Source organism: Roseovarius tolerans (assembly GCF_028885395.1).
GTDB classification, from domain to species: Bacteria; Pseudomonadota; Alphaproteobacteria; order Rhodobacterales; family Rhodobacteraceae; genus Roseovarius; species Roseovarius tolerans.
In genome coordinates this window covers 1,742,491-1,769,472 of sequence record NZ_CP118494.1, presented here as the reverse complement: position 1 = coordinate 1,769,472, position 26,982 = coordinate 1,742,491, and the positions used below count along the sequence as shown (strand labels likewise).

Below are 26,982 nucleotides of genomic sequence, written 5' to 3'. Positions count from 1 at the left end.
TTTCCGTCGGGATTGGCGGCGCTCAGCCGTAAACCCCCACATCCCCCCCAGGAAGTGCTGCGGTTTTCAACAGGTTGAAGGCATAATCCGCCACCGAGCGGAAGCAGATCAGGTGGAACGTGCCCGCCTCATCCAGCCAGAACGCGGCGGGCACCTGCGCCATGCGGGTGCGTCGGAACATGCCGGGGGTAAAGGCGGCCTCCGACAGGTCCACCGGGCAGAGCTTGGCGAGGGTTTCGCGCGCGCCCGCGCCTGAGACGTGCAGGTAGGTGCGCGCGTCTGAGACGTTGACGGCGAGGAAATGCTGACCCTTGACCGCCTCTTCCAGAGTGGCAATCGTCTCGGCCACCCCGTCATAGGCGCAGATCAGCAAAAGCTCGTCCGGCGACATCCAGAGCACGGCAGTCCCCTGCCCGCTCAGCGCCTGACGCTGCGCGGGAATGTCGAGGCCGACGGCGTTTTGAACCGCCGCCTTCACCTCTTTCGACGACAGATCGCCACGCAGGGTGATCATGCCCGTCAGGCCCGCGTCCTCAATCGTGGCGAGCCCCTCGAAGCGGGCCCCGTTCAGGGGGGTAACGGCCTCAGACATTCTGCTTCTCCCCGTCCTTGTCGTAGAAAATGGGATCGACGATCTTCGCCTTGACGATGCCGCCGTCGACCTTGGGAAATTCCAGCACCTCGCCCATGCGGTCCAGCCCGTGATGCACAAGCCCCATGGCGATGCCACGCCCGAGCGTGGGCGAGTGGTAGGTGGAGGTCACGCGGCCCTGCGTATTGCGCTGACCGTTGGCGTTCGTGCCCGGGGCCGTCGCATAGGCCCCATCAGGCAGCACCTCACCCTCAAGCGTCTCCAGCCCCACCAGCTTCCAGCGGTTGGGATCGGCCATATGCTCACGCTCCTGCGCGCGTTTGCCAAGATAGTCGTCTTTCTTCTTGGAAATCGCCCAGTCCATGTTCAGGTCCTGCGGGATGACCGTGCCATCCGTCTCGTCCCCAATCATGATGAAACCCTTTTCGGCACGCATCACGTGCATCGCCTCGGTCCCGTAGGGCATGACGCCGTATTCCTCGCCCGCCTCCAGCAGCGCGTCCCAAAGGGCGCGACCATGGCTTGCGGGCACCGACAGCTCGAAGCTCAGCTCACCGGCAAAGGAGATGCGGAAGACGCGCGCGGGGATGCCCGCGACGGTGATCTCGGTCCAACCCATGAAGGTCAGCGCGTCGGCGCTGATATCGTCCCCGGTCAGCTTTTCGATCACCTTGCGAGAGTTCGGCCCCGCAACGCCCACCTGCGCATATTGCTCGGTGACGTTGGCGGTATAGACCTTCCAGTCCCACCATTCGCATTGCAGCCAGTCTTCCATATGGCCATGGATCGACTCGGCCCCGCCGGTGGTGGTGTGGACAAGGAACGTGTCCTCATCAAGCCGCGCGACCACACCGTCATCCATCAGAAAGCCGTTCTCGTTGCACATCAGGCCGTAGCGGCAGCGCCCCGGCTTCAGCGTGGACATCATGTTGGTATAGAGCATGTCCATGAAGCGGCCCGCATCCGCGCCCTTGACGATGATCTTGCCAAGGGTCGAGGCGTCGAGCAGCGCAAGGCTGGCCCGCGTCTGCTTGATTTCGCGATTGACGGCCTCGTGGCGACCCTCTTCGCCCTTCGGAAAGCAATAGGGGCGACGCCATTGGCCGACCGGCTCGAAATCCGCGCCATTGGCCTCGTGCCATGCATGCATCGGGGTCTTGCGGATCGGCTGAAAGATCTCGCCCTTGGCCTCGCCCGCGATCGACGACAGAGAAATCGGCGTATAGGGCGGGCGGAAGGTGGTGGTGCCGGTCTGCGGGATGGGCTGGTTGAGCGCATCCGACAGAATAGCCAACCCGTTGATATTGCTTAGCTTGCCCTGATCCGTGGCCATCCCGAGCGTGGTGTAACGCTTGGCATGCTCGACGCTCTCATAGCCTTCGCGCGCGGCGAGTTGCACGTCCGACACCTTCACGTCGTTCTGGTAATCGAGCCAGGATTTCATCCGCAGCTTTATCCCTGCCCCCTGCGGCATGAGCCAGACGGGCTGCATCGGAGCTTCCTCCGAAGTGCTGGCCTTGGGGGCCTTGCCCTTGGGTTTGCCTCCCATGGCCTTGGCCGCCACCTGCCCTGCCGCATGCGCATCGGACACGACACTGGCCAGATCGCCCGCGCCATTGGCGACCCCGGCGGGGATCACGAAACCCTCGCCCTTGGCGCCTTTCGGCGGTTGATCCGGATCGGGGCGGAAATGCGCGCTCGCCTCGTCCCAAATGAGCTTGCCACCGCAATGCGACCAGAGGTGCACAACCGGCGACCAGCCGCCCGACATGGCGACCGCATCGCATGCGATCTCTTCCAGCACCGCGCCTTCGCCCGCCTGCGCGCAGATGGCGACGCCGGTCACGCGCTTGCCGCCCTTGACCTTTGCGATGCCCTTGCCGTTTTCCACGCGGATGCCCAAGCGCCGCGCCTCTTCGGCCAAGGCACCGCCCCCCCGTTGGCGAGCGTCGAGGATGACGGGGATTTCCAGACCCAGTTTCTTGAGCGTGATGGCGGTGCGATACGCGTCGTCATTGTTGGTGACAACCACGGTGCGATCACCGATAGAGACACCGAAATCGACCGCATAATCGCGCACCGCCGAGGCGAGCATAACGCCGGGAATATCGTTGCCCGCAAAGCTCAAGGGGCGTTCGATGGCGCCAGTGGCGGTCACGATCTGCCCCGCGCGAATGCGCCAGAGACGGTGCCGGGGGGCGTCGCTGCCGGGCGTGTGATCGGCGACACGCTCATAGCCAAGCGCATAGCCGTGATCGTAGACCCCTGCCCCCATGCAGCGATTGCGCAGGGTGACGTTGGGCATGCCTTGCAGTTTAGCAATCGTGGCATCGACCCACTCCGCGACCGGCTGGCCGTCCACCTCTCCACCATCCACAGGCGACCGCCCGCCCCAATGGGCGGTCTGCTCGATCAGCATCACCTTTGATCCGGCCTCGGCGGCCGTCACAGCGGCTTGCAGACCAGCGACACCGCCGCCCACCACGAGCACATCGCAGAAGTAATAGAAATGCTCATACCGGTCCGGATCGCCGGGATTGGACGCCTTGCCCAGACCCGCCGACTGACGGATGAACGGCTCGTAGACATGTTTCCAGAACGGGCGCGGGTGGATGAACATCTTGTAGTAAAAGCCCGCAGGCAGGAAGCGCGACAGATGCGTGTTGACCGCGCCGATGTCGAAATCGAGGCTCGGCCAGTGGTTCTGGCTGATGCAGGTCAGCCCGTCGAAGAGTTCGGTCGTGGTGACGCGCTGGTTGGGCTCGAACCGGGTGCCTTCGCCCAAACCGACGAGCGCATTCGGCTCTTCCGCGCCCGAGGCCACGATGCCGCGCGGGCGGTGGTATTTGAACGACCGGCCCACCAGCATCTGATCATTCGCCAGCAGCGCCGAGGCGAGCGTATCGCCGGGATGGCCCTTCAGGCGCTTGCCGTTGAAGGTGAACTCGATGGCGCGGCTGTGATCGACGAGGCGACCGGTCTTGGCCAGACGTGTGCTCATGTCTTGAACCCTCGGGCCCGGCGGGCGGGCGTTGTGAAGTGAGTATTTTTGGCAAGATGAAGGGTCATGCGAAGTCCCGCCATGTCCAGCCGGGGCGCTTGGCGGTGATCGCGTCGCGGATGTTCTGCGGCGGCTCCAGCGTTTGCGCGGGGTACGTGCCGTAGACCTCCAGCGTCACGGTATCGCGGGCGGCGTGGAACCACTTGCCGCAGCCATTGTTGTGCCGCCAACGCTCGAAATGCACGCCCTTGGGGTTTTCCTTGGCGAACATATAGGTGTGAAAGTCATCATCCGACGCGCCGGGGCCGAACCGCTTGAGATGCGCCTCGCCGCCCTGATGAAATTCGGTCTCTTCGCCCGTAACGCCGCAGCAGGGGCAGGTGAGGATCAGCATGAGTCAAGTCCTCCTTAGTGCGCGACGCCAGCGGCGACGGATTCGTCAATGAACCGGCCCTGATAGAACCGGTCGAGGCCGAACTCGTCGCAGAGCGGCGAGTGGCCCTTGGCCATCAGTTCGGCAAAGCCCCAACCCGAACCGGGAATGGCCTTGAAGCCCCCCGTGCCCCAGCCGCAGTTGATGAAGATGCCGTCGACGGGCGTTTTGCTGAGGATCGGCGAGCGGTCGCCGGTCACGTCCACGATCCCGCCCCATTGGCGCAGCATCTTGAGCCGCGCGACCATCGGGAAGGTCTCGACCAGCGCGCGCACGGTTTCCTCGGCATGGTGGAACGAGCCGCGCTGCGTGTAGTTGTTATAGCCGTCGGTGCCGCCGCCAATGACCATTTCGCCCTTGTCGGACTGGCTCATATAGCCGTGCACGGTGTTGGCCATGACGACGCAATCCATGCAGGGCTTGATCGGCTCGGAGACGAGGGCCTGAAGCGCGACGGATTCGATCGGCAGGCGGAACCCGGCCATATCGGCGAGGTGGCCCGAATGACCGGCCACGACCAGCCCCAGCTTGTCACAGGCGATGTCGCCGCGATTGGTGGTCACACCGGTGACCTTGGCCCCGTCGCGGGAAATACCGGTCACTTCGCATTTCTGGATGATGTGCATGCCCATGGCCGAACAGGCCCGCGCATAGCCCCAGGCCACGGCATCATGCCGCGCGGTGCCCGCACGCGCCTGCCACAGACCGCCCAGCACCGGATAACGCGGCCCGTCGAGATTGATGATCGGCACGATTTCCTTGACGCGGGCGGGCGAGATGAATTCGGTGGTCACGCCTTGCAGGGCGTTGGCATGCGCCGTGCGCTGATAGCCGCGCACCTCGTGCTCGGTCTGCGCCAGCATGATCACGCCACGCGGTGAATACATGATGTTATAGTTGAAATCCTGGCTCAGCGTCTCGTAGAGCGAGCGGGATTTCTCATAGATCGCCGCCGAGGGGTCTTGCAGGTAGTTGGAGCGGATGATCGTGGTGTTGCGGCCCGTGTTGCCGCCGCCGAGCCAGCCCTTCTCCAGAATCGCGACATTGGTGATGCCGAAATTCTTGCCGAGGTAATAGGCCGTGGCCAGACCATGCCCACCCGCGCCCACGATGATGACATCGTATTTCTTCTTCGGCTCGGGCGAGGCCCAGGCGCGCTCCCACCCCATGTGGTAACGCAGGGCTTCGCGGGCGACGGCAAAGGCGGAATAGTGTTTCATGCGCGCTCTCGGGGTTGGTGGATTCGCAACGGGCTTGCGGCTGGCACCGTAATGCGATGGACGGGCTTAGGAAAGGATACCCGGCGCGGCGATTTCAGCATCAATAGCGACATTGCGACATCGGAGCGCGGGCCGCCCACGGCCAAGTGACCATATGCCTCTTTTTTCCGCGCGCGCGGGTCGTTACATGGGGTCAATCACCCAAGGAGAGATCATGGCATTCTGGATCATCGTGGCGGCCCTTGCGATCGGGGTCGGGGCCATTCTGGGGCTGACCCTCATGCGTGGTCGTGTGGGCGAGGCACCGCCCGCAGCCTATGACCTCGACGTCTACCGCGATCAGCTGCGCGAGATCGACCGCGACCTCAAGCGCGGCGTGCTGGAGGCCGAGGATGCCGAACGGCTGCGCGCCGAGATTTCGCGCAAGATCCTCGCCGCCGACGCACAACTGCGTGCGGGCGGCGAGAGCGGCGGGCAGCCCAAGGCGCTCGGGATCGTCATGGCCGGCGTGGTGGTGGCATTGGTGACCGGCGGCGGCGTGCTGCTTTATTCGCAGATCGGCGCGCCGGGTTACGGCGATCTGCCCATGGCCACCCGGATCGCCAATTCCGAGGCCGCGCGCGCCGAGCGCCTGGATCAGGAAGCGGCTGAAGCCCGCTTTGCCCCGCAGGACACCGGCCTGCCCGACGGCACCAGCGACGACTATATGGCGCTGGTCGAGCGGCTGCGCGAGACGGTGGCGGAGCGGCCCAATGACCAGCAGGGCCTGCGCTTTCTGGTGCGCAGCGAGGCAGCGCTCGGCAACATGGAGGCGGCGCGCACCGCGCAGGCACAGCTCATCGAGGTAAAGGGCGAGGCCGCCACCGCCGAGGATTACGCCACGCTGGCCGAATTGATGATCAACGCCACCAGCGGCTATGTCTCGCGCGATGCCGAGGCAGCACTGCGCGATGCCCTCGACCGCGACCCGCGCGCCCCGACGGCCCGCTTCTATCTTGGCCTTTACATGACGCAGATCGACCGCCCCGACACCGCGTTCCGCCTGTGGCGCGACCTGCTGGAGGAGAGCACGCCCGACGCGCCCTGGGTGCCGCCCATTCGCGCCGGTATCGAGGAACTGGCGGCCCGCGCGGGCGAACGCTATGAACTGCCGTCGCAGGCTGGCGCGCCCGGCCCCTCGGCGGGCGATATCGAGGCTGCAGGAGAGATGGACCCCGAGGCCCGGCAGGAGATGATCCGCGGCATGGTGGCCGGGCTGGCGAGCCGTCTGGCCGACGAGGGCGGCACCGCCGAAGACTGGGCGCGGCTGATCAACGCCTACGGCGTGCTGGGCGAGACCGACCGCGCCCGCCGCATCTGGACCGAGGCGCAGGCGGTCTTTGCCGATTTCCCGCGTCGCCTTGCCACCGTGCGGGCGGCGGCAGAGAACGCGGGCGTGGCAGAGTGATCGTCGAGGATATCGCCGAGTTCGCCGCCGCGCTGCCGCGCGCGCGGGCCGTGATGGGCCTCGATCTGGGGACCAAGACCATCGGCGTCGCGCTCTCGGACAGGCTCTGGTCGGTGGCCAGCCCGCACGAGACGGTAAAGCGTCAGAAATTCACCCTCGATGCCGCGCATCTGCTAAAGGTCATCGCGGCGCGCGAGGTGGGCGGGATCATCCTCGGCCTGCCGCGCAACATGGATGGCAGCGAGGGGCCAAGGTGCCAATCCACCCGCGCCTTTGCCCGCAATCTGGAACGGCTCACCGATCTGCCGATCAGCTTCTGGGACGAACGCCTGTCCACCGTGGCCGCCGAACGCGCCCTGCTGGAGGCGGATGCGACACGAAAGCGTCGTTCCGAGGTGATCGACAGCGTCGCCGCATCCTATATCCTGCAAGGGGTGCTGGACCGGATGGGACATATGAGGGCAGAGCATGACGGATGAAACACCATGGCAGCGCGACGAGGTCGAAAGCCCCTGCGTGCGGGTCTGCGTGGTGCACCCCGAGGCACGGATCTGCACCGGCTGCCTGCGCTCGATCGAAGAGATCACCCGCTGGTCGAAGATGAGCGGCACCGAGCGGCGCGAGGTAATGGCCGCCCTGCCCGACCGCGCCGGATTGCTGAAAAAGCGCCGGGGCGGGCGGGCGGCGCGGCTGTCGCGGGGATAGCAGCGCAGGTCTTGACCTCACGCTTCCGTTCAAGCTCTGCCCCGCGCGGCTCATCTCGTTAACGGCAAAGGTCCACCCCAGCCCAATCCCCCGCGCTTACGCCGCGTTCGACCGGGCCCGGCCGCCACCGCCGCCACCGCGACGCCGCCCGCCGCCGGGTTTGCCCTGCCCGGCACCGCCGCCAAAGCCACCACCGCCGCCACCGCGACGACGCGGCCCGCCACGGCCCTGCGGTTTCTTCTCCTTGGGATCGGGCAGCACTTCCCACGGACGGCCCGAGGCCACCGGGATCGTGGTGCCCAGAACCTTCTGGATATCCTTCAATTCGCCCATCTCGTCGGGTGCGCAAAACGCGATCGCCGCCCCGTCACGGCCCGCCCGCGCAGTGCGCCCGATGCGGTGGACATAGTTGTCTGGCACGTTCGGCAACTCGAAATTGTAGACGTGTTTCACATCCGGAATATCAAGGCCGCGCGCCGCCACGTCGGTGGCCACGAGTACCTTGACCTGACCGTCCCGGAACGCCTTGAGCGCCCGTTCGCGCTGGCCCTGGCTCTTGTTGCCATGGATCGCGGCGACCGAGAATCCGGCCTGCTCCAGCTTGCGCGCCAGCTTGTCAGAGCCGTGCTTGGTGCGACCGAAAACCAGCGCCAACTCGCCCTTGTGCTTGCCCAGAAGCTCGATCAGCAGATCGGGCTTGGCGGCCTTGGCGATGAAATGCACCTCTTGCGTGACCTTGTCGGCGGCCTTGCCCGGGGGGCTGACCTGCACCCGCTTGGGGTGGGTCAGATAGCTGCTCGCGATCTCTTCCATCTGCTTGGGCATGGTCGCCGAAAAGAGCATGGTCTGACGCTCGGCGGCCAGCAGCCCGGCGATCCGGCGCAGCGCGTGGATAAAGCCCAGATCGAGCATCTGGTCGGCCTCGTCGAGCACGAGGAACCGCGCGGCGTCGAGCCGCACGGCACGGCGGTCGATAAGGTCGAGCAACCGGCCCGGTGTCGCCACCAGGATATCGGTGCCCTGATCCAGCCGCTTGATCTGCGGATTGATCGACGCGCCGCCCACCACGAGGTTGATCTTGATCGGGCTATCCTTGACCAGCGGCAAAAGCGCGTCGCGGATCTGCCCGGCCAACTCGCGCGTCGGCGCAAGGATCAGGCTGCGGATCGTCTTGGGCGCGGGTTTGCCCGGCGCCTCCATCAGCGCGGTAATCAGCGGCAGGCCAAAGGCCATGGTCTTGCCGGTGCCGGTCTGCGCAAGGCCCAGCACATCCTCGCCGTTCAGGGCATGCGGAATGGCATGGGTCTGGATCGGAGTGGGTTCGGTGATGCCGGACGCGGCCAGCTTGCGGGTGAGCGATTGGGGCAGGCCCATTTCGTCAAAGAGGTTCAAATCGTATCCTTTCGGGGGCCAGGACATCTGCCCAAAGCCCGGTACAGGCGGCAAAGATCACCGCCCGGTCGTCGTGGTTGCACCTGACGGGCCAAGACAAAGGGCCGATTGCCCCCGCCTTCCGACAGGTGTTTGGCCCCACGCGTGATTTTGGGAACAGGTCCGCGACATTTCATATGGGTCGCCCCGTTTCAGGGGCCGTGCTGCTCACGCGGCAGGAAATGTCGGTTGGGGTGCATATGGCGGCCTGCCGCGCGAAAGTCAAGCGCTGCGGCACGCCTACCGTATCCGCCGCGCGCGCGCCTCAACGCCCCTTGAAGAGCCCGCCCAGAATACCGCGCACGATGCGCCGCCCCGTGGTGCCCTTCAGCTCCTTGACCAGCGCCGAGGCCAGCGCCCCGCCGATCCCGTCCGAGCCCGACACCCGGCGCGCACGCCCCGGGCTCGCCCCGCCGGAATAGCGACGCGCGGCCTTGAACTCGCGGGCCTTCTCCTCTTCGGCCTCGGCCTCCACCTCGGCGGCCTCCGCAGCTTTCGCCGCCGCCTCGGCCCGTTCGGCCAGCATCTCATGTGCCGAATGCCGGTCGATCGCGGTGTCGTATTTGCCCGCCACCGGCGAGGCGGCGATCAACGCATGCCGGGTCTCGGGGTCACAGGGGCCAAGCTGCGTCGCGGGCGGGCGAATGAGCGTGCGCTCGACCACCCCCGGCACCCCCTTGCCCTCCAGCATCGAGGTCACCGCCTCACCCACGCCGACGTCACGGATCGCGTCGCCGGTATCGAACCTCGGATTGGGGCGATAGGTCTCGGCGGCCCGACGCAACGCTTTTTGATCGCGCGCGGTGAAGGCCCGCAACGCATGCTGAAATCGGTTGCCCAATTGCCCCAGCACATCCTCGGGCACGTCATCGGGATTCTGGGTGATGAAATACACCCCCACCCCCTTGGAGCGAATGAGCCGCGCCACCTGCTCGACCTTGTCCACCAGCACCTTGGGCGCGTCATCGAACAGAAGATGCGCCTCGTCGAAGAAAAAGACCAGCTTCGGCTTGTCGGGGTTGCCCACCTCGGGCAACGTCTCAAAGAGTTCCGACAAGAGCCACAGCAGGAAGGTGGCATAAAGCTGCGGCGACTGCACCAGACGGTCAGCGGCAAGGATGTTGACATGGCCGCGCCCCTCGGGCGTGACCTGCATCAGATCGGCCAGATCAAGCGCCGGTTCGCCAAAGAAATGCGCCGCCCCCTGGTTTTCCAGCACCAGCAGCGACCGCTGGATCGCCCCCACCGAGGCCGCCGCCACATTGCCATAACGCAGCGACAATTCATCCGCATTCTCACCCACCCAGAGCAGCAGCGCCCGGATGTCATCGAGATCGAGCAGCGGCAGGCCCTCTTCATCGGCCACGCGAAACGCGATGTTGAGCACGCCCTCCTGCGCATCCGACAAACCCAGCAGACGCGACAGCAAGAGCGGCCCCATCTCGGCAATCGTGGTGCGAACCGGGTGGCCCTGCTCGCCGAACAGATCCCAGAACACCACCGGAAAACTGTCATAGCGGAATGCCTCGAACCCGATCTTTTCCGCGCGTTCGGTGAACGGACCATGCAGCTTGTGGTCGGGGCTGCCCGCCACCGCCATGCCCGACACGTCACCCTTGATATCCGACAGGATCACCGGCACGCCCGCATCCGAAAACCCTTCGGCGAGGATCTGCAGCGTCACCGTCTTGCCCGTGCCCGTCGCCCCGGCCACAAGCCCGTGCCGGTTGGCGTATTTGAGCAAAAGGCCCTGCGGCTCGGAATAGTCCGGCCCGCCGCCGCCTATGAAAATGGAATTGGTCACGGCTCACTACCCTCGTCCAGAAATCGTCACGGCTTGACCATACAAAGTTAACCTTTCTGTGCCAGTCTGAATTCATGCCCGGGGCCGAATGTCCTCTGGTTCCGGGCATTTCCTCCCTGTCAGACTGGCCGCGCCCTCCGGGTGCGGCCTTTTTTCCGGCGCTTGCGACATAGCCTGTTGACGCATGCGGGTTTCTGTCCTAGCGTTCGCTTCAATAACTAAGTCGGCCAGTCCGACGGGGAGAAACAGGAAGGAGGCCGCAAGGCCTCTTTCTTTTTGTTCCGACCATGGCGGGCCGGGCCGTCACAGGATTGACGCAACCGGCGATCCGCGCGAAAACCCGCCATGGGCCTGACAGCGTCCCATGTTTTGCGCCTGACAGCGCGCGCATGACATGTTAAATCGCACCAAATCAACCGACCATGTAATGGGGAACCAATGTCCAAGTTCATTTCACGCCTGTCCATCGCCGCCCTGCTCGCGCTTGGCACCACTGTCGGCGCGCAAGAGGCAGAGGCCCCTGCCGAAACGGCACCAAGCACAGAACAGACCGAACAGGAAACCGGCAACGCACTGGCACAAGGGCTCGATACCGGGCGCGAGGTGCAGGAGGACGGCTCTTACATCAAGGAGAGCTTTGACGACTGGCAGCTCAAGTGTTTCCGCAACCAGACCGAAGACACCCCCGAGCTGTGCCAGATGTACCAGCTTCTGACCGAGTCCGAAGGCAACCCAGTGGCAGAGTTCAGCCTCTACAAGCTGGGCAATGCAGGCAATGTCGTCGCCGGGGCCACCATCGCCGTGCCACTTGGCACGCTGCTCTCGGAAGAGGTCAAGCTGTCGGTCGATGGCGGCAAGGCCAAGAGCTATGCCTATTCGTTCTGCACCATGGGCGGCTGTTTCGCCCGCATCGGCCTGACCCAGCCGGAAGTCGACGCGCTCAAGCGTGGCGTGAAGGCGACCATCCAGATCGTCCCGGCCCAGGCCCCCGACCAGACCGTGCGCATCGACGCCTCGCTCGCCGGCTTTACCGCCGCCTATGACGCGGCATCCGAACTGTCGAACTGAGCCGGGCACAGGCCCGATCCAGACCAGGCAAGACATGGCTCCTCCGGCTTTCGCCGGGGGAGTTTTGCGTTGGGGGCAGGTTTTGCCGGGATAGGCCTGAACCCGACATACGCACCACCCGCGCGATACGCACCGAAGGTGCCGCGCGATCGCCTGGCCGTCCCGCGGCCTGGCGATTTGATACGGCGCGCAACGTGTCGAAGTTACGATGACTTGGCTGGCATAAAGTGCTGCCAACAACGGTTGCATCGCCAGTCCCCGGCCCTGCGATCACGCGACACCTTCTGCGAGTCAGCAAGGTCCCCTCAAAGCCAAAATTCCCCCTACCCGAACCGCCTGAGCGCCAGCACCGCATTCAGCCCGCCAAAGGCAAAAGCATTGCTCAGCGCCACATCGACATGCGCCTCGCGCGCCACGTTGGGCACCACGTCGAGCGCGCATTCCGGGTCCGGTTCCTCATAGCCGATGGTGGGCGCGATGACCCCGTCGCGCAGCGCCATGATACAGGCCAGCAATTCCACCGCCCCGGTGCCGCCAATCAGATGCGCATGCATCGACTTGGTGGACGAAATCATCAGCGTGTCGGCATGCGCCCCAAACACATCCGCCACAGCAGCACTTTCGGTCTTGTCATTGGCGGCGGTACCGGTGCCGTGGGCGTTGATATAGCCCACATCCTCGCGGTTGACCCGGGCATCGCGCAGCGCCCCCTGAATGGCCCGCGCCGCCCCCTGTTTCGACGGCATCACGATGTCGGACGCATCCGAGGTCATCGCGAACCCCGCTACCTCGGCCAATATCTCGGCACCGCGCTTGCGGGCATGCTCCAACTCCTCGAAAACGAAGATCGCCGCCCCCTCGCCCTGCACCATACCGTTGCGATTGGCCGAGAAGGGGCGACAGGCATCGCGGCTCATCACGCGCAGGCCCTCCCACGCCTTGACGCCACCAAAGCACAGCATCGACTCGGATCCCCCCGTCACCATCACCGGGGTGATCCCGCCATGCACCATCTGAAAGGCCTGCGCCATAGCATGGTTGGACGACGCGCAGGCGGTCGAGACCGTAAAGGACGGGCCCTTGAGGTTGTATTCCATCGACAGGTGCGACGCCGCGGCATTGTTCATCAGCTTGGGCACCACGAAGGGATGCACCCGGTTCTTGCCCTCCTCGTAGACCGAGCGGTAATTCTCATCGAGCGTGGTCATGCCGCCGCCTGAATTGCCAAGGATCACCCCCGCCCGCGCCGCCAGCTCACCGGTGAATTCCAGCCCCGCCTGCGCCATCGCCTGCCGCGCGGCGATCAGCGTGAACTGCGTGAACCGGTCGAAGAGCGCCAGTTGCTGACGGTTGAACTGTGCCTCGGGATCATAGTCCCGGACCTGCGCGCCGATCCGGATCGACAGCCGCTCCACGTCGCGAAACTCCAGCTCACCGATACCGCAGCGGCCCTCGCGCATCGCCTCCATCGTGGCAGGCACATCATGGCCGAGCGCATTGATCGTGCCTGCCCCGGTAATGACGACGCGCTTCACGATTGCTCCGCGATCAGCCGCTCGATCCCCGCCACAATGGTCCGCACCGAGGAAATGTCGAAATCGCTCTCCGACGGCTCGTTCGCGTTGAACGGCACCGAGATGTCGAACGCCTCCTCGATGGCAAAGATGCTCTCCACCAGCCCGAGGCTGTCGATGCCCAGATCTTCCAGCGTGCTGTCGAGAGTGACGTCTGAAGGTTCCAGCACCGCCTGCTCGGCGATGATGCGGATGACACGGTCCTGAATGCTGCTCATGGGTAGGGTCTTTCCAATACGGCCCGGGCTGGGCGGGTTTCAGGTCTTTTGCGTCGGTTCTGTAACAGTTTTCTTAAACTTGGCCACATCGTCAAACAATCTCATGAGACGTCGCAATCCCTTGACCGCCCGCAGCCCCTGCGAACCGCCGATCCGGCCCCGCGCGCCGCTGATTGAATATCGGTAGACCGGGCGCGACATGGATTGACCCGCAGCCGCCAGCGCCCGACCCGGCGCTACGCCGCGCGACCACGGCCTCCGTGCCCCGCGCGCGGGCCACTTGATCCATGCCGAAGCCCATGCATCACCTCTCTCGTCGAAGAGGTGTTTAGCTCTGAACCGTCGCCAGTGAAACCCCCGCCTTGCGCAAGGCCTCCCAGATCGCCGCGTCCCGCTGGTAAACGTCATCGCGGTATTGCACCCGGCCCTGCGCCTGCGTGAAGGCGGTGCGATAGATGATATGCACCGGCACATGCTGCTCGAGTTGCACATAGGTCTCGCGCCCGGTGCCCAGCACCGAATGGAAATACGCCCTGGGGTCGGCCTCCTGCGGCGACAGGATCTCATAGGCGAAATCAAAGGGCTGTTGCAGACGGATGCAGCCATGGCTGAAATCCCGCTTTTCGCGCTCGAACAGCGCCTTTTGCGGCGTGTCATGCAGGTAGATGTTGTACTTGTTGGGGAACATGAACTTCACCAGCCCAAGCGCATTGCGCGACGACGGCGGCTGCTTGATCGCGAACGGGAAGTTGCGCGCATTATAGGCCCCGAAATTGACTGCACCACGCGGCACCTCGCGCCCGTTCCGGTTATAGAGCTTGAGATGCCCGGCGGCATTGGGATTGCGCTTCATCTGCGGCAGGTATTCCTTGACGGCGATCGAGCGCGGCACATGCCATGTCGGATTGATGACCAGATGCTCCATCTCGTCGGAAAATTCCGGGCTGCGCCGGTCGCCGACATTCTTGCCGATCACCGCGCGGGTCTGAAACGTCAGGCTGTCATTGTCGAGAATACGCGCGCTGAAATCGGTGAGATTCACCAGCACATGCCGCGTCCCGCGATCCCGCGCCAGCCAGCGTTCGCGCTCCATCGCGACGATCACCGATTGCAACCGCTCGGCGGCGCTTTGGTTGAGCGCGGCAAGCGTCGAGGGCCCGGCAATGCCATCCGTCTGCAGCCCGTGATCGCGCTGAAATTCCTGCACGGCACTCTGGATCGCGCCATCATAAAGCGTGCTGGCACTGCGCCGCAGATAGCCCATCGCCACCAGCCGGTTGCGCAGCGCGATCACCGCCTGCCCGCCCTGCCCCGGCTCCAGTTTCTGCGACGGCACTGCAGGCCCCCAGCCGCCTTCGCGGATCAGATGCTCAAGACGCATCTTCTCCTTCATCAGGCGCGCATATTCATTGGTGCGCGGCGGCAGCGCGCGCAGCGCCTGTCGCGGCGCATCGGCCCGGACGAGATCCCCCAGCAACACCGTCGCCGGGCTGTCATTCACCTCGCGCTTGATCTCGTAGACCACCCGGCTCGGCTCCAGCACCCCCGATTGCACATCCCGCGCATAAGCCAGATAGGCCCGGCTCAGCGCCACCTCGATCAGGCCCAGATCGCGCAGCGAGCGCGCCGCCCCCATCCGCGCCATCAAGCCATCGAGATCATAGCGCGCCTCCGGCAGACCGTGCATCCCGGCCTGCGACAGCGCCTGAACCAGCGCCTGACGCCGCGCCTGCGCCGTGCTCCCCTCGTCGGTCCAGACCGGGCGATACTCGGTCTCGCGGTAGAATTCCGCCAGCTCGCGATCAGACGCCGCCGCCTCCGCCACCGCCTGGCGAAAGGCCGTGCTTTGCACATCGGCCCGCGCCGACCCGGAGCAGACCAGCCCCGCCGCCAAAAGCGAAACCAACGTCCGAACGCCAAAGGCGCGGCGAAACACTGCCAACATCATGTAAATCCCCGAAATCGCGTTTCCTGTTCTCCTCATATAAGCAACAAACCGCACCGCTCTCAATTTTTTCCTAATCTTTTCCTGTCACATCTGGGAAGAATCGCGTGTGCGTGACGGGATCACGGCAGGGTTCGCGCAATCTGGCCACAAACCGGAAATTATGCGCGAAATTCTGCCGAAATTGCTTGCTACTCACGCAATGCGTCAAATCGGGGCTTGGTTGATGATTCTCGTTATGTCATACAACTCGGGCATCTGGGGATGAAATCAAAGGTCGCGGGACAGCGGCCGCAGGTAGGCGACGGGACAGGCGCTTGAAACTATGACAGAATTCAGCTCGACTGGCATCTCTCGCCGTGGGATACTCACCGCATTCGCGGCCACGGCACTCACCGCAGCACCGACATTCAGCCAGGCCGCAGGCTTCCTGCGCGGCGCCGGCGACATCCGACGATTGCGCATGGTCTCGCCCCGCACCGGTGAACGGCTCGACACGATCTACTGGATCGAGGGCAATTATATCCGCGAGGCGCTCAATGAAATTTCGCTTTTCATGCGCGACTGGCGCACGAATGACGTGAAAACCATCGACACCCGCACGATCGACATCATGGCCGCCAGCCATAACCTTCTGGACGCGAGCGAGCCTTACACCCTGCTCAGCGGCTATCGCAGCGCCAAGACCAACGCCATGCTGCGCTCGCGCTCGCGCGGTGTCGCCAAAAATTCCCGCCACCTCATCGGCGAGGCCGCCGATCTGCGTCTCGGCAGTCGCTCGGTCAGCCAGATCTACCGCGCGGGCGTGGCCTGCGGCGGCGGCGGTGTCGGCAGGTATTCCGGCTCAAACTTCGTCCACATGGATTGCGGCCCGGTCCGCACCTGGGGCCGCTGAACCCAGACAATGCGACACCAAAAGGGCCGGTCACCACCACCGGCCCTTTTTGCATCCGCTTCATCTTGCCAGAAATACTCCGGGGGAGTCGCCGTCAGACGACGGGGGCAGCGCCCCCTCCTGCCCCGGCCCCGCTTACGCCAGCTTGGCGTTGCGCGCCGCCTGCAACCGCGCGAAATCATCGCCCGCGTGATAGCTTGACCGCGTCAGCGGCGTGGCCGACACCATCAGGAACCCCTTGCCATAAGCCGCCTTTTCATAGGCCGCAAACTCGTCCGGATGCACGAACCGGTCCAGCGCGTGATGCTTGGGCGTCGGCTGCAGATATTGCCCGATGGTCAGGAAATCCACATCCGCCGCGCGCATGTCATCCATCACCTGATGCACCGATTGGCGATCCTCGCCCAGCCCGACCATGATCCCCGACTTGGTGAACATCGTCGGATCCAGCTCCTTCACCCGCTGCAACAGCCGCAAGCTGTGGAAATAGCGCGCGCCGGGGCGCACCGATGGATAAAGCCCCGGCACGGTCTCGAGGTTGTGGTTGAACACATCCGGTTTCGCCGCCACCACCGTCTCCAGCACGCTGTCCTCGCAATGCAGGAAATCCGGCGTCAGGATCTCGATTGTGGTGCCCGGCGTGCGATGCCGGATCGCGCGGATGGTCTGGGCGAAATGCTCCGCGCCGCCATCGTCGAGATCATCGCGGTCGACACTGGTGATCACCACGTGGTTCAGCCCCAGCTTTTGCACCCCGTCCGCCACACGCCCCGGCTCGAACACATCGAGCGCCTGCGGCTTGCCGGTCGCCACGTTGCAGAACGTGCAGCCCCGGGTGCAGATTTCGCCCATGATCATCATCGTGGCGTGGCCCTGCGCCCAGCATTCGCCCGCATTGGGACAGCCCGCCTCTTCGCAGACCGTCACCAGCTTGTGCTCGCGCATGATCTTGTGGGTTTCGAAATAGCCCTTGCTGGTCGGCGCCTTGACGCGAATCCAGTCGGGCTTTTTCGGTTGGGCATTGTCGGGCCGATGCGCCTTTTCGGGGTGGCGCCCGGCGGGCAGTTTGAGATCGCGCACGAATTTTTCCCCGCGAATGATTTGGTAAGGTCTCCCTAGTATAAGTCATGGCGATGGTGAGTGCCAGTGATGCAAGGCCGCATCCCGGTGCATGCAATACGGGTAACGAGTACCATCGCCTGTGAGTGAGTGTCCCAACGGTCAAAGGCCCGCGTCACCCGTGGCGCGGGCCGCCGCGCCCGCATCGCGCGCCTGCGTGATCAGCCCACCGCCGACCGTGCCCAGAAGATCGGCCAGTTCCGCGAACCAGCTGGCGTCCTCCGTGCTCGCCCGCCGCACCAGCGCGACCTCACGGTAAGGCTCCGGTGGCGCAAAGCGGCGCAATTGCATCCCCGGTGCCGCGCGCGATTCGGTCGCAGCCGCCAGTTCCGGCATCAGCGTCAGGCCGAACCCCGCCGCCACCAGCCGCGACAGCGTACCCAGCGATGACGCCCCCATGTCGATCTGCGCATGGCCCCGGCCCCGCCCGCACACTTCCAGCGCCTGATCGGTCAGGCAATGGCCATCCTCCAGCAACAAGAGCGGGCTATGGGTCAGCGACATCGGCCGCAGCGCCTCCGCCCCCTGCCCCAGTGCATCGAGCCGCGCCGCACTCCCCGCCAGCAGGAACCGGTCCTTGAAGAGCGCCCGCGCCTGCAATCCCTCGCCCGGCACCGGCAGCGCCATGATCGCGGCATCGAGTTGGCCGCTCTGCACCTCGGCGATCAGCTGCTCGGTGCGCGCCTCGCGCACCTGCACATCGAGCGAGATGTCACCGCTGCGCAGCGCCTCCAGCACGCCGGGCAGGATATAGGGCGCAATCGTCGGAATGATCCCCAGCGACAGCCGCCCCGCCAGCCCGCCTTGCCAGCGCGCGGCATCGCCAAGCGCCTGCATCTCGCCCAGTACCCGCTCGGCATGGTCCAGAATGCGCCGCCCGAACGGCGTCAGAACCACGTCGCGCGCCCGCCGCTCGACCAGCTTCGCGCCAAGTGCGGCCTCCATCTCGCGGATTTGCACCGAGAGCGCGGGCTGCGAAATGTTCACCGCCTCCGCCGCCCGGCCAAAATTGCGCTGCTCGCTCAGCGCCTTGAAATAGGTGAGTTGCCGCAGGGTGATATTCATACGCGAAAGTTATGCCTTCCCAGCCTCGACGCAAGTGGAAACTATCATTCTTTTCCTTGCAGGCCCCCCGCACCCGCCTATGCTGGCCGCACCCACGTGTCAGACCGCAGAGGCATCCCATGGCGAGGCAGGCCCCCGCGCCCACTCCTCCGCGCTTCGGGCGCGTTCAGGAATATCTCAAGCAGATCGTCTATGGCGGCACCGACGGGATCGTCACCACCTTCGCCATCGTCGCCGGATTCGCTGGCGCGCAGGCCGAAGGCGTGGCCGAGGTGGGAGCCATCGCCGTGCTGCTCTTCGGCCTCGCCAATCTCTTCGCCGACGGCGTGAGCATGGGCCTCGGCGAATTCCTCTCGCTGCGCGCCCAGCACGACCTCTACCGCGCCCGCCGCGCCGAGGAGCGTCGCCGCAGCTTTGAGACCCCCGACCACCAGCGCGCGCGGCTGGCCGAAATCCTGCGCACCAAGGGGCTCTCGCCGCAGGACGCGGCGGATGCGGCGCAGATCTTCACCCGCCATCCGCAGGTGATGGCCGAGATGATCCTCGCCGAGGAAACCGGCCTGCGCGATCCCGACGGCGAAAGCCCGGCGCGCAACGGCTCCTTCACCTTCGCCGCCTTCATCACCTTCGGCGCGGTCCCCCTCATTCCCTACCTTCTGTTCGAGGCGACAGCGGCCACCACGCAACTGTCGATCATCGCCACCGGCGTCGCTCTGGTTCTGCTCGGGCTCCTGCGCTGGCATGCCAGCGGCGAACGGCTCTGGCGCAGCGTCGGCGAGACCGTGCTGGTCGGCACGGTCTGCGCCGTGGTGGCCTTCGGCGTGGGCTGGATCGTGGGCGGCTGACTCAGCCGATCAGGCCACCCGCCTCGCCCAGGCTCTCGTAATGCCGCTTGAGGCGTTGCAGCGCGATGCGCAGCACGATCTTGCCCGACCGCGCCGACCAGCCCATCTTTTTCTCGGCCCGTTCCAGCCCTTGCAGATAGCAGCAGCAGCGCAGCGCCACATCCCCCAGACCCGGGCCCAGATCGCGCAGCGCCCCGATGACCCGGGCACGCGCGGCCTCGGCATTATAGCCGCGCGGCCCCGGCGCGGTTCCGCCGTCGTCGACATGGCTCAGAAAGCGGTCCCAGTTCTGCGTGACCCGCGCGCCGACCTGCGCCAGTTCGAAATCCTCGCGCAGCCGTTCACCCGCGCGCACCAGATCATCCGACAGAAAGCGGCTGCCATCCCGGTCGCGGCGTCGGGCCAGCGCGCTCAGCGGGCTTTCGGCCAGACCATAGCGCGGGCGGCGCGGCAGGGCCGTGTCGTCCTCGCCGCGCAGCATGACGGGCGGCTTGCGCAGGCCGCTGGCCAGGTTTTCGGCCTCGGCCAGCATCCGCCCGAGCGCCGCACGTCCCTTGCCGGTGATATGATAGCGCGCGATCCGGCCCGGATCGTCGCAGGCGATCCAGCCCTTGAGGGCCAGCGCCTCGGCCACCTCGCGATCCACCACCGCCGTGCGCGACGGCTGCCCCGAACCGCCATCGCGCACCACCACCGCCTTGTCCATGTCCACCGACACCGCCAGCAGCGCGCCGGTTTCGCACAGCCGCCGCAGGACGCGCTGCGCCTCGGCCTTCAGGCGCGCATTGCTCAGCGTGCCGCTCTCTTCGGTCGTCTCCGGATTGCTCTGAACTGTCATCTTATTGGCCTCCGTGGCAGGAGAACCGGCACTCTTTGCATGACTTACACGTTGCCCCAGACGGCGCAGCGCCTCATCGACCAATAGATCGTCGCGGCGTGTCTCAAAGGCCCGGATCTGACGCAGAACGGTCGAGGCGTGCCGCCCCGATCGCCGGGCCAGCGCCCGGATCGGCATGCCGCTTTCGATATGGGCAAGATAGTGCAACGCCGCCTCTGGCACCCATGATGGCTCCGTCTGCATCATTGATTTGCTCATCACCTGATCACGCATAACCATCCCCCAATCCTGACCAATCTGCGGTGCCCGTCCCATCGAAACACCTTATCCACAGAGTTATCCACAACTTAGGCGTGCAAAGATTACCGGTTCGTTAACTGTTTCCAGAAAATCAACCTTCGTTGACAAAGGGTAAACAATTTCAATGCCCTGCGTGCGCAGAACCGGGCGCAGAGGCAACGGCGCTCAAAACCGTGCAAGGACTGGCCTCACACAACCGAAAGGAGTTTCGTGATGCAGGATGTTCTGAGCGCTCTCAATGGCTTGCGCCGTCCGCCCCTGCTGATCCGCGCGGCGCGGATCGGGGTTTGCGATTATAACCGCGCGGTGCATCTGCCGCGTCATCTCGGTCCTGCAGCGCTTCCGCGCGCGGCCGAGGCGCTTGTCCGGCTGATGGAGATCGAGGCCGCGCAAGAGCGCGACCGCACCGCGCGCGCCGCCGGATACCGCGCGGCGCGCCATGTCGATGTGCTGATCGCGATGATGGGCGAGGCGCGGCACCTGCGCGCGCCACAGACCGCGCCCGCCTAAGCGGACGCGGCGCGGGTCAGCTCAACTGAACGCGTCTGGCATTTCCGATTTGCGCTTGGCCACATAGGCGGTAAGCGCCTCGTGAATGCCCGGATCGAGCGCGGGCTGCTGATAGTCGTTCAGCAGCTTCTTGTACCGCGCATTTGCAAGGGTCATGGTGTCGCGCGCGCCCTCTTCCGACCAGGTCTCGTAAGGCTTGTAGTCAAGCAGATCCGAGCGCCAGAACGCCGTCTTGAAATTCGCCTGGGTATGCGCGCAGCCCAGGTAATGCCCGCCGGGGCCCACTTCGCGGATCGCGTCCATCGCCTGGCCGTTCTCGTCCATGTAGACGCCTTTTGCCAGGTGATGCAGCGTGCCCAGCTGATCGGCATCCATCACGAATTTCTCGAACGAGGCGACCAGACCGCCCTCCATCCAGCCGCAGGAATGCAGCATGAAGTTCACGCCAGCCAGAAGTCCCACGTTGAGGCTGTTGGCGGTCTCGTAGGCCGCCTGCGCATCGGGCAGCTTGGAGCCATTGAACGACCCCGCCGAACGGTAGGGCAGCCCCAGACGCCGCGCCAGTTGCCCCGCGCCATAGGTGATATGCGCAGCCTCGGGCGTGCCGAAGGTGGGCGCACCGGAGTTCATGTCGATCGAGGTCACGAACGCGCCAAAGATCATCGGCGCGCCGGGGCGGATCAGCTGCGAATAGGCGATCCCCGCCATCACCTCGACCAGAACCTGAGTCAGCGTCCCCGCCACCGTCGTCGGGGCCATCGCACCGCCCACGATGAAGGGCGACAGGATGCAGGCCTGGTTGTTCTTCGCATAGACTTCGAGCGACCCCATCATCACATCGTCGAAGGTCATCGGCGAGTTGACGTTGATCAGCGAGGTCATGACCGTGTTCTGCTGCACGAACTCCTCGCCAAAGAGGATGCCGCACATGTCGACACTGTCCTGTGCGCGGCTTGGTTCCGTCACCGAGCCCATGAACGGCTTGTCCGACAGCGTCATATGCGCCAGCAGCATGTCCAGATGGCGCTTGTTCACCGGCACGTCGGTCGGCTCGCACACGGTGCCGCCCGAATGGTGCAGCCACTTGGACATATAGCCCAGCTTCACGAAATTCCGGAAATCCTCGATCGTCGCATAGCGGCGCCCGTTCTCCATGTCATGCACGAAGGGCGGGCCGTAAACCGGGGCCAGAACGAGGGATTTGCCGCCGATCTCGACCGTGCGTTCGGGGTTGCGGGCGTGCTGCGTGATCCGCGACGGCGCGGTCGCCATCAGCTTGCGTGCCAGACCCCGCGGCAGGCGCACCCGCTCGCCCGTCACCTCTGCCCCGGCCTCGCGCCAGCGCTCCAGCGCGGCGGGGTTTTCCACGAAATTCACGCCGATCTCTTCGAGAATCGTCTCGGCATTGGCCTCGATGATATCGAGCGCCTCTTCGGTCAGGATCTCGAAATTCGGAATGTTGCGCTCGATATAGCGCGCGGTCTCGACGCTGACGGCGGTGCGTTCCGCGCGGCGTGCGGCCCCGCCGCCGCCCCGGGACCGTCTGCTGCGCTCTGCTGCTTCTGCCATGGATGCACCCTTTGATTGCGTGGTTTCTGAGTCGCCTTTTCGCCCGCAGTCGGGCAGGCATTTGCGTCGTTTTAACGTCTCAGGCCGCAGGGACAGGCGCGGATTCCGTCGCATGGGGGGTAAAAGCGACATGACCCACCCCCACACCCCACGACACCCGCGCCGGGGCCACACGCAAAAGTGAACGCACTTTTACATTCCAAAAACCTAATGTGTGAGTCTCAAGGCCCGGGTTGCACCGCAAAACGCCACCGACTCTGGCGCGGGCCATGTAAATCTGACAGAGGCGGGTGCACCGCTCGAAACGTAAAGGGACAAGGGTATGATCACGGCTTTCACGCGCGGCATCGCGAGTTGCGCACTCCTCGGGGCCAGCCTGCTGGCCGCTCCGGCGCAGGCCACCAACGGCTATTTCGCCAACGGCTATGGCGGCCAGTCCAAGGGCATGGCAGGTGCCGGTGTCGCGGTGCCGACGGGCGTTCTGGGCATGGCGCAAAACCCCGCCACCGGCGTCAGGGTCGGCAACAGCGCCGGGCTCTGCCTGACCACCTTCGCCCCCAATCGCGACGTGCGCATTCAGCCCGGCGGCCCCCTGACCCCCGGCACCCATTCGAGCCACAACGACGTCTTCGTCATCCCCTGTGGCGGGGCCAACTGGGCGCTGGATGACCGCTCGTCCCTGGGGCTGTTCGTCTTCGCCAATGGCGGCATGAACACCGAGTTCGACACCAATTTCTTCGCCGGTCTCGGGGCCGGGTCCTCGCCCGTCGGCGTCAACCTCGAACAGGCCTTCATCACCGTGAACTATGCCCGCCAGGTCAGCGACCGCCTGACCCTCGGCATCTCGCCGATCCTCGCCGTGCAGCGCTTCCAGGCACAAGGGCTACAGGCCTTTTCCGGCCTCTCGGTCTCCCCCAATGATGTCACCAATCGCGGCCATGACTGGTCCACCGGCTTCGGCCTCAACCTCGGCCTGCTCTTCGAGGCCAGCCCCGAATGGACGCTCGGCGCAGCCTATCGCAACAAGATCCAGATGTCCGAATTCAGCCGCTACAAGGGCCTCTTTGCCGATGGCGGCGAATTCGACATCCCCGCCATGCTCACCCTCGGCGCGGCCTACACCCCCCGCGCCGCCCCCGACTGGACCATCACCGCCGAGTATCAGCGGATTTATTTCGGTTCCGTCGATGCCATCGCCAATTCCAGCGCCCCGCCGGGTGGCCCGCTGGGTGGCGCGAACGGCGTCGGCTTCGGCTGGCAGGATGTCGATGTCTGGCGGCTCGCCGCGATCTGGCGCAAATCCGATCAACTGACCTTGCGCAGCGGCGTCAGCTACTCGACCGAGTTCATCGGCAATTCCGGTGACGTGGTGATCAACACCATCGCCCCCGCGACCCCGCAATGGCACCTCTCGGCGGGCGGCACCTACCGGATCAACGACCGCTGGGCCTTCACCTTTTCCTACACGCACGCCTTCTCGAACAGCTTTTGGGGCAACAACCCGGCGCTGACCGGGGCCCCGCAAGACGTGCGCATCCGCATGAAGCAGCATGAGATCGCGACCGGGCTCAGCTATCGCTGGTAACACCGCCCCGCGCGCCGCTTTCTCTTGCGCAGATGCGGCGCGCGTTCTACTAGGCAGCGCATGAGCCAGATATCCCATGACCGCCTCCTGATCATCGACTTCGGCAGCCAGGTGACGCAGCTGATCGCCCGCCGCCTGCGCGAGTTGAACGTCTATTGCGAAATCCACCCCTATCAGAACGTGACCGACGCGCTCCTGAAAGAGATAGCCCCCCGCGCGATCATCTTTTCCGGCGGCCCCGACAGCGTCACCCGCGACGGCAGCCCGCGCCCACCGCAGGCCGCCTATGACCTCGGCGTGCCGATCTTGGGCATCTGCTACGGCCAGCAGGTCATGATGCAGGATCTGGGCGGCAAGGTCGAGGCGGGCGAACACGCCACAGCCGAGTTTGGCCGCGCCTATGTCACCCCCTCGGGGCTGCAAAGCGAGTTGATCGAAGGCTGGTTCGCGGATGACGCGGGCCGCGCGCAGGTCTGGATGAGCCACGGCGATCATGTCTCTGAAATCGCACCAGGATTCGAGGTTCTGGGCACCTCTCCGGGCGCGCCCTTCGCAATGACTGCCGACCGCGCGCGCCGCTTTTACGCGGTGCAGTTCCACCCCGAGGTGCATCACACCCCTGACGGCAAACGGCTCTACGAGAATTTCGTGAAACTCGCGGGGTTCAAGGGCGACTGGACCATGGGTGCCTATCGCGAAGAGGCGATTGCCAAGATCCGCGCGCAGGTCGGCGACAGCCCGGTCATTTGCGGCCTCTCCGGCGGCGTCGATTCCTCGGTCGCGGCGGTGCTGCTGCACGAGGCGATCGGCGATCAACTCACCTGCGTGTTCGTCGATCACGGCCTCCTGCGCCAGAACGAGGCGGTGGAAGTCGTCTCGATGTTCCGCGACCACTACAATATCCCGCTGATCCATGCCGATGAATCAGAGCTGTTTCTGGGTGAGCTTGACGGCGTAAGTGACCCGGAAACCAAGAGAAAGATCATCGGGCGCCTGTTCATTGACGTGTTCCAGAAACACGCCAACGAGATCGAGGGCGCGGAATTTCTCGCGCAGGGCACGCTCTACCCCGACGTGATCGAAAGCGTCAGCTTCTCGGGCGGCCCCTCGGTCACGATCAAGTCGCACCACAATGTCGGCGGCCTGCCCGAAAAGATGGGCCTGAAACTGGTCGAACCGCTGCGCGAACTTTTCAAGGACGAGGTCCGCGCGCTTGGCCGCGAGTTGGGCCTGCCCACCAGCTTCATCGGCCGCCACCCCTTCCCCGGCCCCGGCCTCGCCATCCGCTGCCCCGGCGAGATCACCCGCGAAAAGCTGGAGATCCTGCGCAAGGCCGACGCGGTCTATATCGACCAGATTCGCAAGCACGGGCTCTATGACGAGATCTGGCAGGCCTTCGTCGCCATCCTGCCGGTACGCACCGTCGGCGTGATGGGCGACGGGCGCACCTATGATTTCGCCTGCGCCCTGCGCGCGGTGACCTCCGTCGATGGCATGACCGCGGATTACTACCCGTTCAACCACGATTTCCTCGGAGAGACTGCGACCCGCATCATCAACGAGGTCAAGGGCATCAACCGCGTCACCTACGACATCACCTCGAAACCGCCGGGCACCATCGAATGGGAGTGATCCGGCTCACCGGCACGCTCACCTGCGCGCCCGAGGAGGTGTCAGCGGTGCGCGCCGCCCTGCCCGAGCATATCCGCCTCAGCCGTGCCGAGCCGGGCTGCATCGCGTTTGACGTGACCGAGACCGCACCGGGCGTCTTCACCATCGCCGAGCGGTTCGCCGACCGCGCCGCCTTTGACGCCCATCAGACCCGCACCCGCGCAAGCGCGTGGTGGCAGGCCACCGGCCATATGCCACGCGAGTTCACAACGGCCGAGGAATGACCCTCACCGTCACCCCGCCAAGCACAGATCCGCGCGCCGTGCTGCGCGCCGGGCTCTGGATGCTGGGCGCGGTGGTCTCGTTCTCCTCGATGGCCGTCGCGGGCCGCGCGGTCAGTTTCGAGCTCGATACGTTCGAGATCATGATGTATCGCAGCATCGTCGGCTTTGTCCTCGTGCTCAGCGTGGCCCGCCTCACCGGCCATGCCCGCAGCATCACCACCCGCTCGCCCAGCCTGCACCTCATCCGCAATCTCAGCCATTTCACCGGCCAGAACCTGTGGTTCTACGCCATCACCATGATCCCGCTGGCGCAGGTCTTCGCGCTCGAATTCACCTCACCGCTCTGGGTGCTCGTGCTCTCACCGCTGATCCTGGGCGAGCGGATGACCCGCGTGCGCGCGCTCGCCGCGGTGATCGGCTTCACCGGCATCCTGATCGTCGCGCGCCCCTCGCCCGACACGATCAACGCGGGCACCCTGGCCGCCGCTGCCGCCGCCATCGGCTTTGCCGGCTCGATCCTCGCCACCAAGCGCCTCACCCGCACCGAGACGCTGACCTGCATCCTCTTCTGGATGACGCTCACGCAGATCGTCTTCGGCCTGATATGCGCCGGGGTCGACGGCGATATCGCCCTGCCCTCGCCCGCCTCGGCCCCGTGGCTGATCGTGATCGGCTGCGCCGGGCTGATGGCGCATGTGTGCCTGACCACCGCGCTCTCCATCGCGCCCGCCACCGTGATCACGCCGGTCGACTTCCTGCGCCTGCCGCTGATCGCGGTGATCGGCCTCATGGTCTACGGCGAGGCGATAGATGCCTTCACTCTGATCGGCGCCGCCGTCATTTTCGGGGCGAATTACCTCAATCTCTGGCATGAGACACGAAAACGTTACTGATTTTACACGGATTCTTGTAAATACTGTGTC

24 protein-coding genes are annotated in these 26,982 nt (G+C 65.1%); 11 read left to right on the top strand and 13 right to left on the bottom strand.

Going from position 1 to position 26,982, the window contains the following annotated elements:
• Positions 1 to 22 precede the first annotated feature (22 nt).
• The 4 genes from PVU19_RS08755 to PVU19_RS08740 form a co-directional block, all read right to left on the bottom strand.
• Positions 23 to 592, bottom strand: coding sequence for a sarcosine oxidase subunit gamma (locus PVU19_RS08755; RefSeq protein ID WP_050662444.1), 570 nt, complete (start codon positions 590 to 592; stop codon positions 23 to 25).
• The gene (locus PVU19_RS08750; RefSeq protein WP_050662445.1) at positions 585 to 3,593 is read right to left on the bottom strand and encodes a sarcosine oxidase subunit alpha family protein; all 3,009 of its coding nucleotides are present in this window, start codon (positions 3,591 to 3,593) and stop codon (positions 585 to 587) included. The genes PVU19_RS08755 and PVU19_RS08750 overlap by 8 nt, the downstream gene beginning before the upstream one ends.
• A 64-nt stretch (positions 3,594 to 3,657) precedes the next feature.
• Positions 3,658 to 3,987, bottom strand: coding sequence for a sarcosine oxidase subunit delta (locus PVU19_RS08745; RefSeq protein ID WP_050662446.1), 330 nt, complete (start codon positions 3,985 to 3,987; stop codon positions 3,658 to 3,660).
• 14 nt (positions 3,988 to 4,001) lie between these two features.
• Positions 4,002 to 5,246 carry a sarcosine oxidase subunit beta family protein gene (locus tag PVU19_RS08740; RefSeq protein WP_050662447.1) on the bottom strand — a complete coding sequence of 415 codons (1,245 nt, stop codon included), beginning with the start codon at positions 5,244 to 5,246 and terminating at the stop codon, positions 4,002 to 4,004.
• A gap of 214 nt (positions 5,247 to 5,460) precedes the next feature.
• Between PVU19_RS08740 and ccmI the strand changes: the two genes are divergently transcribed.
• Genes ccmI through PVU19_RS08725 form a run of 3 tightly spaced genes read left to right on the top strand, consistent with a single transcriptional unit; the run spans position 5,461 to position 7,398 of the window.
• The gene (gene ccmI / locus PVU19_RS08735; RefSeq protein ID WP_050662458.1) at positions 5,461 to 6,693 is read left to right on the top strand and encodes a c-type cytochrome biogenesis protein CcmI; all 1,233 of its coding nucleotides are present in this window, start codon (positions 5,461 to 5,463) and stop codon (positions 6,691 to 6,693) included.
• Positions 6,690 to 7,172, top strand: a complete 483-nt coding sequence (gene ruvX, locus PVU19_RS08730; RefSeq protein ID WP_200901852.1) for a Holliday junction resolvase RuvX — start codon at positions 6,690 to 6,692, stop codon at positions 7,170 to 7,172. Before ccmI ends, ruvX begins: the two co-directional genes overlap by 4 nt.
• The gene (locus PVU19_RS08725) at positions 7,162 to 7,398 is read left to right on the top strand and encodes a DUF1289 domain-containing protein (protein WP_050662448.1); all 237 of its coding nucleotides are present in this window, start codon (positions 7,162 to 7,164) and stop codon (positions 7,396 to 7,398) included. The genes ruvX and PVU19_RS08725 overlap by 11 nt, the downstream gene beginning before the upstream one ends.
• Positions 7,399 to 7,494: 96 nt before the next feature.
• Here the strand turns inward: PVU19_RS08725 and PVU19_RS08720 are convergent, their stop codons facing one another.
• Together PVU19_RS08720 and PVU19_RS08715 are read right to left on the bottom strand one after the other, a co-directional pair.
• Complete coding sequence (locus PVU19_RS08720; RefSeq protein WP_420833265.1) at positions 7,495 to 8,790, bottom strand: DEAD/DEAH box helicase; 1,296 nt, start codon at positions 8,788 to 8,790, stop codon at positions 7,495 to 7,497.
• Positions 8,791 to 9,094: 304 nt separating this feature from the next.
• Complete coding sequence (locus PVU19_RS08715; protein WP_050662449.1) at positions 9,095 to 10,633, bottom strand: helicase HerA-like domain-containing protein; 1,539 nt, start codon at positions 10,631 to 10,633, stop codon at positions 9,095 to 9,097.
• 438 nt (positions 10,634 to 11,071) lie between these two features.
• Here PVU19_RS08715 and PVU19_RS08710 point away from each other — a divergent pair, with 438 nt between their 5' ends.
• Positions 11,072 to 11,701, top strand: a complete 630-nt coding sequence (locus PVU19_RS08710; protein WP_050662450.1) for an invasion associated locus B family protein — start codon at positions 11,072 to 11,074, stop codon at positions 11,699 to 11,701.
• Between the two features lie 323 nt (positions 11,702 to 12,024).
• On the opposite strand, the gene PVU19_RS08705 is transcribed toward PVU19_RS08710, so the two are convergent.
• From PVU19_RS08705 to PVU19_RS08695, 3 genes are all read right to left on the bottom strand, one after another.
• On the bottom strand, positions 12,025 to 13,236 hold the full coding sequence (locus tag PVU19_RS08705) for a beta-ketoacyl-[acyl-carrier-protein] synthase family protein (RefSeq protein WP_074784531.1): 1,212 nt from the start codon (positions 13,234 to 13,236) through the stop codon (positions 12,025 to 12,027).
• The gene (locus PVU19_RS08700; protein WP_050661752.1) at positions 13,233 to 13,493 is read right to left on the bottom strand and encodes an acyl carrier protein; all 261 of its coding nucleotides are present in this window, start codon (positions 13,491 to 13,493) and stop codon (positions 13,233 to 13,235) included. Before PVU19_RS08700 ends, PVU19_RS08705 begins: the two co-directional genes overlap by 4 nt.
• Positions 13,494 to 13,821: 328 nt before the next feature.
• Positions 13,822 to 15,438 (bottom strand): L,D-transpeptidase family protein, encoded by a 1,617-nt coding sequence (locus PVU19_RS08695; protein ID WP_152911594.1) that lies wholly within the window; start codon positions 15,436 to 15,438, stop codon positions 13,822 to 13,824.
• A 325-nt stretch (positions 15,439 to 15,763) separates the two neighbouring features.
• Here PVU19_RS08695 and mepK point away from each other — a divergent pair, with 325 nt between their 5' ends.
• Positions 15,764 to 16,333: a peptidoglycan L,D-endopeptidase MepK gene (gene mepK / locus PVU19_RS08690; protein ID WP_050661754.1), complete on the top strand. Its 570-nt coding sequence runs from the start codon at positions 15,764 to 15,766 to the stop codon at positions 16,331 to 16,333.
• A gap of 135 nt (positions 16,334 to 16,468) precedes the next feature.
• Here the strand turns inward: mepK and lipA are convergent, their stop codons facing one another.
• Positions 16,469 to 17,413 (bottom strand): lipoyl synthase, encoded by a 945-nt coding sequence (gene lipA / locus PVU19_RS08685; protein WP_050661755.1) that lies wholly within the window; start codon positions 17,411 to 17,413, stop codon positions 16,469 to 16,471.
• Between the two features lie 141 nt (positions 17,414 to 17,554).
• Positions 17,555 to 18,517 carry a hydrogen peroxide-inducible genes activator gene (locus PVU19_RS08680; protein ID WP_050661756.1) on the bottom strand — a complete coding sequence of 321 codons (963 nt, stop codon included), beginning with the start codon at positions 18,515 to 18,517 and terminating at the stop codon, positions 17,555 to 17,557.
• 119 nt (positions 18,518 to 18,636) lie between these two features.
• Between PVU19_RS08680 and PVU19_RS08675 the strand changes: the two genes are divergently transcribed.
• On the top strand, positions 18,637 to 19,362 hold the full coding sequence (locus tag PVU19_RS08675) for a VIT1/CCC1 transporter family protein (protein WP_050661757.1): 726 nt from the start codon (positions 18,637 to 18,639) through the stop codon (positions 19,360 to 19,362).
• Between the two features lies 1 nt (position 19,363).
• Here the strand turns inward: PVU19_RS08675 and PVU19_RS08670 are convergent, their stop codons facing one another.
• Positions 19,364 to 20,458: a DUF6456 domain-containing protein gene (locus tag PVU19_RS08670; protein WP_152911592.1), complete on the bottom strand. Its 1,095-nt coding sequence runs from the start codon at positions 20,456 to 20,458 to the stop codon at positions 19,364 to 19,366.
• A 255-nt stretch (positions 20,459 to 20,713) separates the two neighbouring features.
• On the opposite strand from PVU19_RS08670, the gene PVU19_RS08665 reads away from it, so the two are divergent.
• Positions 20,714 to 21,010, top strand: coding sequence for a DUF6477 family protein (locus PVU19_RS08665; protein ID WP_050661759.1), 297 nt, complete (start codon positions 20,714 to 20,716; stop codon positions 21,008 to 21,010).
• A 21-nt stretch (positions 21,011 to 21,031) separates the two neighbouring features.
• Here the strand turns inward: PVU19_RS08665 and PVU19_RS08660 are convergent, their stop codons facing one another.
• The gene (locus PVU19_RS08660; RefSeq protein ID WP_050661760.1) at positions 21,032 to 22,579 is read right to left on the bottom strand and encodes a trimethylamine methyltransferase family protein; all 1,548 of its coding nucleotides are present in this window, start codon (positions 22,577 to 22,579) and stop codon (positions 21,032 to 21,034) included.
• 322 nt (positions 22,580 to 22,901) lie between these two features.
• Here PVU19_RS08660 and PVU19_RS08655 point away from each other — a divergent pair, with 322 nt between their 5' ends.
• Genes PVU19_RS08655 through PVU19_RS08640 form a run of 4 tightly spaced genes read left to right on the top strand, consistent with a single transcriptional unit; the run spans position 22,902 to position 26,952 of the window.
• Entirely contained in the window at positions 22,902 to 24,164 is a 1,263-nt protein-coding gene (locus tag PVU19_RS08655) for an OmpP1/FadL family transporter (RefSeq protein WP_050661761.1), read from the top strand.
• Between the two features lie 60 nt (positions 24,165 to 24,224).
• Positions 24,225 to 25,796, top strand: coding sequence for a glutamine-hydrolyzing GMP synthase (gene guaA / locus PVU19_RS08650; protein WP_050661762.1), 1,572 nt, complete (start codon positions 24,225 to 24,227; stop codon positions 25,794 to 25,796).
• Positions 25,787 to 26,059 (top strand): putative quinol monooxygenase, encoded by a 273-nt coding sequence (locus tag PVU19_RS08645; RefSeq protein ID WP_050661763.1) that lies wholly within the window; start codon positions 25,787 to 25,789, stop codon positions 26,057 to 26,059. Before guaA ends, PVU19_RS08645 begins: the two co-directional genes overlap by 10 nt.
• Positions 26,056 to 26,952, top strand: coding sequence for a DMT family transporter (locus PVU19_RS08640; protein ID WP_050661764.1), 897 nt, complete (start codon positions 26,056 to 26,058; stop codon positions 26,950 to 26,952). The genes PVU19_RS08645 and PVU19_RS08640 overlap by 4 nt, the downstream gene beginning before the upstream one ends.
• The last annotated feature ends 30 nt before the right edge of the window (positions 26,953 to 26,982 follow it).